General features: G+C 64.8%; 8 protein-coding genes. All 8 read left to right on the top strand.

The annotated features are described in order from the left end of the window. Positions 1-99: 99 nt before the first annotated feature. The 8 genes from VIR09_RS17300 (at position 100) to rpsR (ending at position 6,457) form a co-directional block, all read left to right on the top strand. Positions 100-366 carry an exodeoxyribonuclease VII small subunit gene (locus VIR09_RS17300; RefSeq protein ID WP_332013984.1) on the top strand — a complete coding sequence of 89 codons (267 nt, stop codon included), beginning with the start codon at positions 100-102 and terminating at the stop codon, positions 364-366. A gap of 7 nt (positions 367-373) precedes the next feature. Next, positions 374-1,285 carry a farnesyl diphosphate synthase gene (locus tag VIR09_RS17295; protein WP_332013983.1) on the top strand — a complete coding sequence of 304 codons (912 nt, stop codon included), beginning with the start codon at positions 374-376 and terminating at the stop codon, positions 1,283-1,285. A 53-nt stretch (positions 1,286-1,338) separates the two neighbouring features. After that, entirely contained in the window at positions 1,339-3,201 is a 1,863-nt protein-coding gene (gene dxs / locus VIR09_RS17290) for a 1-deoxy-D-xylulose-5-phosphate synthase (protein WP_332013982.1), read from the top strand. A 181-nt stretch (positions 3,202-3,382) separates the two neighbouring features. Beyond that, positions 3,383-4,180, top strand: coding sequence for a GTP cyclohydrolase FolE2 (folE2, locus tag VIR09_RS17285; RefSeq protein WP_013392505.1), 798 nt, complete (start codon positions 3,383-3,385; stop codon positions 4,178-4,180). A 7-nt stretch (positions 4,181-4,187) separates the two neighbouring features. Continuing rightward, positions 4,188-5,111 carry a DUF817 domain-containing protein gene (locus tag VIR09_RS17280; protein ID WP_332013981.1) on the top strand — a complete coding sequence of 308 codons (924 nt, stop codon included), beginning with the start codon at positions 4,188-4,190 and terminating at the stop codon, positions 5,109-5,111. A gap of 210 nt (positions 5,112-5,321) precedes the next feature. Further along, positions 5,322-5,699: a 30S ribosomal protein S6 gene (rpsF, locus tag VIR09_RS17275; protein WP_013392507.1), complete on the top strand. Its 378-nt coding sequence runs from the start codon at positions 5,322-5,324 to the stop codon at positions 5,697-5,699. 51 nt (positions 5,700-5,750) lie between these two features. After that, positions 5,751-6,074 carry a primosomal replication protein N gene (priB, locus tag VIR09_RS17270; protein WP_013392508.1) on the top strand — a complete coding sequence of 108 codons (324 nt, stop codon included), beginning with the start codon at positions 5,751-5,753 and terminating at the stop codon, positions 6,072-6,074. A gap of 110 nt (positions 6,075-6,184) precedes the next feature. Then, positions 6,185-6,457, top strand: a complete 273-nt coding sequence (rpsR, locus tag VIR09_RS17265) for a 30S ribosomal protein S18 (protein ID WP_006218308.1) — start codon at positions 6,185-6,187, stop codon at positions 6,455-6,457. Positions 6,458-6,499: the final 42 nt, after the last annotated feature.

The following is a 6,499-nucleotide window of genomic DNA, read 5'->3' as shown; positions in this document are numbered from 1 at the left end:
GGCCTGAGACGCGCGGCGCGGGGCGGCAAGCCCGACGGCCTTGCGGGTATCTCGTACAATTCACGGATTGATCCACCCCTAGCGCCCTCGGAGACCCGTTTGGCCAAATCTTCACAAGCCGATCCGCAGATCGATGACCGTCCCTTGCCCCAGGATTTCGAAACGGCGCTGGCCGAACTCGAATCGCTGGTAGCGGCGATGGAAGACGGCTCGTTGCCGCTGGAGCAGTCGCTTGCCGCCTACCGGCGCGGCGTGGCGCTCACGCGGGTCTGCCAGGAGCGCTTGGCGCAGGCCGAACAGCAGGTCAAGGTCCTGGAAGGCGATTTGCTGCGTCCACTGGACCCGACGGCGCTGGATGACGAATAAGAACCCGATGAAGCAAATTCAACTCGCCTTTCCGGAATGGTTGCAAGGGCGCGTGCAGCACGTCGAAGACGTCCTGGATGATCTGTTGCCCCCGGCGGATGCGTTGCCCTCGCGGCTGCACGAAGCCATGCGTTACGCCGTGCTCGGCGGCGGCAAGCGGGTGCGCGCCGCGCTGGTCTATGCGGCGGGGCAGGCTTGTCCCGTCAGCGGCAGCGTGCTGGCCGTGCAGGCCTCGCTGGACCGCGCCGCCGCGGCGGTGGAACTGATCCACGCCTATTCGCTGGTGCACGACGACCTGCCCTGCATGGACGACGATACGCTGCGCCGCGGCCGTCCCACCACCCACGTGAAATTCGACGAAGCCACCGCGATGCTGGCGGGCGATGCGCTGCAGCCGCTGGCCTTCGATCTGCTGGCTTCCATGCCGATCGCGCCCGCGCTGATCGTGCAGGCCACCCAGTCGCTGGCGCGCGCCGCCGGCAGCCAGGGCATGGCCGGCGGCCAGGCCATAGACCTGTTCAGCGTCGGCCGCGCGCTGTCGCGCGACGAACTGCAAACCATGCACAGCATGAAGACGGGCGCCATGCTGGCTTGCAGCGTGGCCCTGGGCGGCATCGTGGCGGGCGCCAGCTCAGCCTCGCGCCAGGCGCTGGATGCCTACGCGCAGGCCGTGGGGCTGGCCTTCCAGGTGGTGGACGACGTCCTGGACGTGACCGCGGACAGCGCCAGCCTGGGCAAGACGCCGGGCAAGGACGCCGCCGAAAACAAGCCCACCTATGTATCGCTGCTGGGTCTGGACGGCGCGCGCGCGTTCGCCCAGGAACTGCGTGAGGACGCGCTGGCTGCCCTGGCTCCGCTGGGCGAGGCCGGATCGCGCCTGGCTGAACTGGCCGACTTCATCGTCCTACGAGACCGCTGAGCCGGGACCAGCCCGGGCTGGAGGCAGGCCGGGCCAACGAACCACATAAAAGCATGACGACAGATTTACTGGACCGCATTCAATCCCCGGCAGACCTCAAGCGCCTGGATCGCCGCGAGCTGAAAAGGCTGGCCGACGAGTTGCGCGGCTTCGTGCTGGAGTCGGTGTCCAAAACGGGCGGACACCTGTCGTCCAACCTGGGCACGGTCGAGCTCACCCTGGCCCTGCACCAGGTGTTCGACACGCCCCACGACCGCATCGTCTGGGACGTGGGCCATCAGTCCTACCCGCACAAGATCCTGACCGGGCGCCGCGCCGGCATGGCCAAGCTGCGCCAGCAGGACGGGATTTCGGGCTTCCCGAAGCGCAGCGAATCCGAATACGACGCCTTCGGCACCGCGCATTCGTCCACCTCGATTTCGGCCGCGCTGGGCATGGCGGTGGCGTCGCGCAACGCCGGCGTGCAGCGCCAGCACATCGCCATCATCGGCGACGGCGCGATGTCCGCGGGCATGGCCTTCGAAGCCATGAACAATGCCGGCGTCACGCCCGACATCAATCTGCTGGTGATCCTGAACGACAACGACATGTCGATCTCGCCGCCGGTGGGGGCGTTGAACCGCTACCTGGCGCGCCTCATGTCGGGCCGTTTCTACGCGGCCGCCAAGAACGTCGGCCGCGCGGTGCTGCAGCACGTGCCGCCTGTGTTGGAGCTGGCGCGCCGCTTCGAGGAACACGCCAAGGGCATGGTCACGCCGGCCACGCTGTTCGAGGAATTCGGCTTCAACTACGTGGGTCCGATCGACGGGCACGACCTGGACGCGCTGGTGCCCACGCTGCAGAACCTCAAGGCGCTGGAAGGCTTGCAGTTCCTGCATGTAGTCACCAAGAAGGGCCAGGGCTACAAGCTGGCCGAGGCCGATCCGGTGCTGTACCACGGCCCGGGCAAGTTCGATCCGGCGGTCGGCATCCAGCAATCGAAGGCGCCGGGCAAGCGCAGCTTCACGCAGGTGTTCGGCCAGTGGCTGTGCGACATGGCCGAGCAGGATTCGCGCCTGGTCGCCATCACGCCCGCCATGCGCGAAGGCAGCGGGCTGGTGGAATTTGAACAGCGCTTTCCGCAGCGCTATTTCGACGTGGGCATCGCCGAGCAGCACGCCGTGACCTTCGCCGCCGGCATCGCCTGCGAAGGCCAGAAGCCGGTAGTCGCGATCTACTCCACCTTCATGCAGCGCGGCTACGACCAGTTCATCCATGACGTCGCCCTGCAGAACCTGGACGTGACCTTCGCGCTGGACCGCGCCGGCCTGGTGGGCGCGGACGGCGCGACGCATGCCGGCAACTACGACATCGCCTTCCTGCGCTGCGTGCCCAATATGGTCGTGGCCACACCCTCGGATGAAAGCGAAACGCGGCTGTTGCTGTCGACCTGTTATCAGCATCCCGGTCCGGCGTCGGTGCGCTATCCGCGCGGCGCAGGCTGCGGCGCGGCAGAAGCGCCCGGCCTGGATACGGTCGAACTCGGCCGCGGCGTGGTGCGCCGCGAGGGCCGCAAGATCGCCATCCTGGGCTTCGGCATGCTGCTCCAGGCCGCGCTGGGCGCCGCTGAAAAACTCGACGCCACCGTGGCCGACATGCGCTTCGTCAAGCCGATCGACCGCGAACTGATCCTCGACCTGGCCAGCCGCCACGACGCGCTGGTCACGCTGGAAGACGCCTCCATCATGGGCGGCGCGGGCAGCGCGGTACTGGAAACGCTGAGCGCGGCCGGCGTCATGATCCCGGTGCTGCAACTGGGCCTGCCCGACGAGTTCATCGACCATGGCGAGCAGTCGGCGCTGTGGGCCGGCGTCGGCCTGGACGCCGCCGGCATCGAGCGGTCGATCCGCGCCCGTTACGCCGATCTGCTCGGTTGATTCGAAGCGATTCCTGCGGGCCATTGCCCGCAGGAATGAAACACACTGTTCCGGCCCCGCCAACCTACGAATGAAAGGGTTTTCCCTGGCGATTGGCGGACTATGGGCGATAATGGCCCCCTCTCAAAGATTCCTAGGCCCGTGCGTTTTCACGACTGACTGCCTAGACAGGTAAGCCGAAATGAATTCTCCGATCGACCCCGCCATCGTGATGCCCGACGTCCAGAGTTCGGCGGACACCCGGCACATCCCGATTCAGCGCGTGGGCATCCGTGGCGTGCGCCACCCCATGTTGATTGAAAGCGGCGACGGCTCGCCCCAAGGCACCGTGGCCAACTGGACGCTGACCGTGGCCCTGCCGCCCGAAGAAAAGGGGACGCACATGTCCCGCTTCGTGGCGCTGCTGGAAAAGTACCGCAGCACCCCCATGACGCCGACCCTGTTCCGCGCCATGGCGGCCGACATGCTGCCGCTCTTGCATGCCGAGCGCGGCGACATCACTGCGGCCTTCCCGTACTTCATCAACAAGTCCGCCCCGATCTCCGGCGTGCAAAGCCTGCTGGACTATGAAGTGCAATGGATCGCCCGCGCCCAGGGCGACGAGGTCGAGTTCGAGCTGATCGTGCAGGTGCCCGTCACCAGCCTCTGTCCCTGCTCCAAGGCCATCTCCGAGTACGGTGCGCACAACCAGCGCTCGCACGTCACGGTGTCCGCCATCCTGAACGCCGATATTGGCATGGACGGCGTCATCCGCCTGATCGAGGAAGAGGGCTCCTGCGAGCTGTGGGGCCTGCTCAAGCGCCCGGACGAGAAGTACGTCACCGAACGCGCCTACGACAACCCCAAGTTCGTCGAGGATCTGGTCCGTGACGTGGCCGCCCGCCTGAACGCGCACCCCGGCATCGCCCGCTACCGCGTGGAAGCCGAGAACTTCGAATCCATCCACAACCACTCGGCCTACGCCGTCGTGGAAGGCTGAGCTTGCCGTGAGCCATCCGGCGGCCAATGACTGGCCGCTCATCGCGGGGCTGCAGCAGTGGGAATCGCGGCTGGCCGGCAATCTGGCCGGCCGCGGCCGTTTTGGCGTCGCTCTCTACGAGTTCTTCCGCTTTGGCGTGAAGCAGGCCTGGGCCTGCCTGTTCGGCGGCCTGATGTGCGCGCTGCTGCTGGGCACGCACTGGTGGTATCCGAAGGACGCCGCGCTGGCCCGCTACGATTTCCTGACCCTGGCGGCCTTGGGTATCCAGGCGCTGCTGCTGGCGTTGCGTATGGAGACCTGGAGCGAAGCCCGCGTGATCCTGCTGTTCCATGTGGTGGGCACGGGCATGGAGGTGTTCAAGACCGCCGCGGGCTCATGGATCTATCCCGAGGCCAGCGTACTGCGCATCGGTGGCGTGCCGCTGTTCACGGGCTTCATGTATGCGGCGGTGGGCAGCTATCTGGCCCGCGTCTGGCGTTTGTTCGACTTCCGCTTCCGCGCGCATCCGCCGGTGGCGGCCACGGTGGCGCTGTCGGTGCTGATCTACGTGAATTTCTTCGCGCACCACTACATCATGGATATCCGGTGGGGCCTGTTCGCGTTGACCGCCATCCTGTTCGCGCGGACCTGGGTATATTTCCGCATCTGGCAGGTCTATCGCCGCATGCCGCTGTTGCTGGGTTTCGTGCTGGTGGCCCTGTTCATCTGGTTCGCCGAGAACATCGGCACCTTTGCCAATGCCTGGCGCTATCCCAGCCAGTCGCAGGGCTGGGAGCTGGTGTCCATCGCCAAGCTGGGCTCGTGGTTCCTGTTGATGATCATCAGCTACGTGATGGTCAGCGTGGTCAACCGCCCCCAGGAAATCGGTGTTGCCGATTTGCCTCGACACGCGGAGCAGGGTGGCGGAAATAGTCCGTCCCTTATTTCCTGAGGCCCTGGCGGCTTGCGCCAGGTTGCTCAATCGGTGATAATCGAGAGCTTTCTTGCTCGACCGCCCATGGTTTTTGGGTAGCGGGCTGCCCCTTGCGGGCCACTGTCTACGTTGCAAATCAAGATGTAAATCAAGATGCAATCCACCCCTGATGGAAAGCGGCGGGTGCAAGACGGACGGCCAGCGAGACATCCTCAAGGAGTTTTACTCATGCGTCACTACGAAGTAGTGTTTATCGTTCACCCCGACCAAAGCGAGCAAGTGCCCGCCATGGTCGAGCGTTACCAAGCGCTGGTCACGGGCCAAGGCGGCTCGGTTCACCGCCTGGAAGACTGGGGTCGCCGTCAACTGGCCTACCCGATCCAGAAGCTCGTCAAGGCTCACTACGTCTGCCTGAACATCGAGTGCGGCCAAGCCACGCTGGATGAGCTGGAACACTCGTTCCGCTACAACGACGCCGTTCTGCGCCACCTGGTCATCAAGACCAAGAAGGCTCAAGCCACGCCCTCGATCATGATGAAGTCGGTCGAACGCGAAGAAGCCCGCAAGGCTTCGGCTGAAGCAGCAGCGCCGGCTCAGGCCGAGTAAGCAGGGCTCACGCAGAGCTCATCCCATGAAGTCCCCTCGGTGCCTGGCAGGATGAATAAGCTGGAACTCAGCGCCCGCGTTCTTGAATGCGAGCCTTTGCGCCACACTCCCGCCGGATTGCCCGCACTGGAAATGGTGCTGGCGCACGAGTCGGAAGTCGTCGAAGCAGGCCACCCGCGCCGCGTCGAACTGACTATCGCGGCCGTGGCACTGGGCGATCTGGCGTTGCTGTTGAAGGACACCGCGCTAGGGTCCGAATTGCTGGTGCAGGGCTTTCTGGCTCCTACCCGCAAGGACTCGGTGAAGGTCAAGCTGCATTTGCAGCAGGCACGCAGGATCAGCGGCAGCGCAGGGCGCGATCCGCTGGTGGCTTGAAGGGAATTGGGCAAGAGGCGCGATGAGCGCCTTCTGAATACGGATAGGTTATGGGGGTTTGGGCCCGTTTTGGGTAAAACCCGGCCCCCTCAAACAAAGAGGCACATATCATGGCTTTCTTCGGAAAACGCAAGGAAAAACGCAAATTCACGCAGCAGAACCCGCTTTTCAAGCGTCGTAAGTTCTGCCGCTTCACCGCTGCCGGCGTGGAAGAGATCGACTACAAGGATCTGGACACCCTGCGCGACTTCGTGCAAGAAAACGGCAAGATCATCCCGGCTCGCCTGACCGGCACCAAGGCAATCTACCAGCGCCAGCTGGACACCGCCATCAAGCGCGCGCGCTTCCTGGCCCTGTTGCCTTACACCGACAACCACAACTAATCCGGGGCACTGAAATGCAAGTTATTCTGCTCGAAAAAGTCG

Source organism: Achromobacter sp. (assembly GCF_036567245.1).
In the GTDB taxonomy this organism is placed as follows: Bacteria; Pseudomonadota; Gammaproteobacteria; order Burkholderiales; family Burkholderiaceae_B; genus Achromobacter.
The sequence above is the reverse complement of the archived record's forward strand: the minus strand, read 5'-3'. Positions and strand labels throughout refer to the sequence as shown.

What these genes read in the sequence shown, in the direction of transcription:
- VIR09_RS17295 (WP_332013983.1), top strand. Translation starts at nt 374, where the DNA reads ATGAAGCAAATTCAACTCGCCTTTCCGGAATGGTTGCAAGGGCGCGTG.
- dxs (WP_332013982.1), top strand. Translation starts at nt 1,339, where the DNA reads ATGACGACAGATTTACTGGACCGCATTCAATCCCCGGCAGACCTCAAG.
- folE2 (WP_013392505.1), top strand. Translation starts at nt 3,383, where the DNA reads ATGAATTCTCCGATCGACCCCGCCATCGTGATGCCCGACGTCCAGAGT.
- rpsF (WP_013392507.1), top strand. Translation starts at nt 5,322, where the DNA reads ATGCGTCACTACGAAGTAGTGTTTATCGTTCACCCCGACCAAAGCGAG.
- priB (WP_013392508.1), top strand. Translation starts at nt 5,751, where the DNA reads ATGAATAAGCTGGAACTCAGCGCCCGCGTTCTTGAATGCGAGCCTTTG.
- rpsR (WP_006218308.1), top strand. Translation starts at nt 6,185, where the DNA reads ATGGCTTTCTTCGGAAAACGCAAGGAAAAACGCAAATTCACGCAGCAG.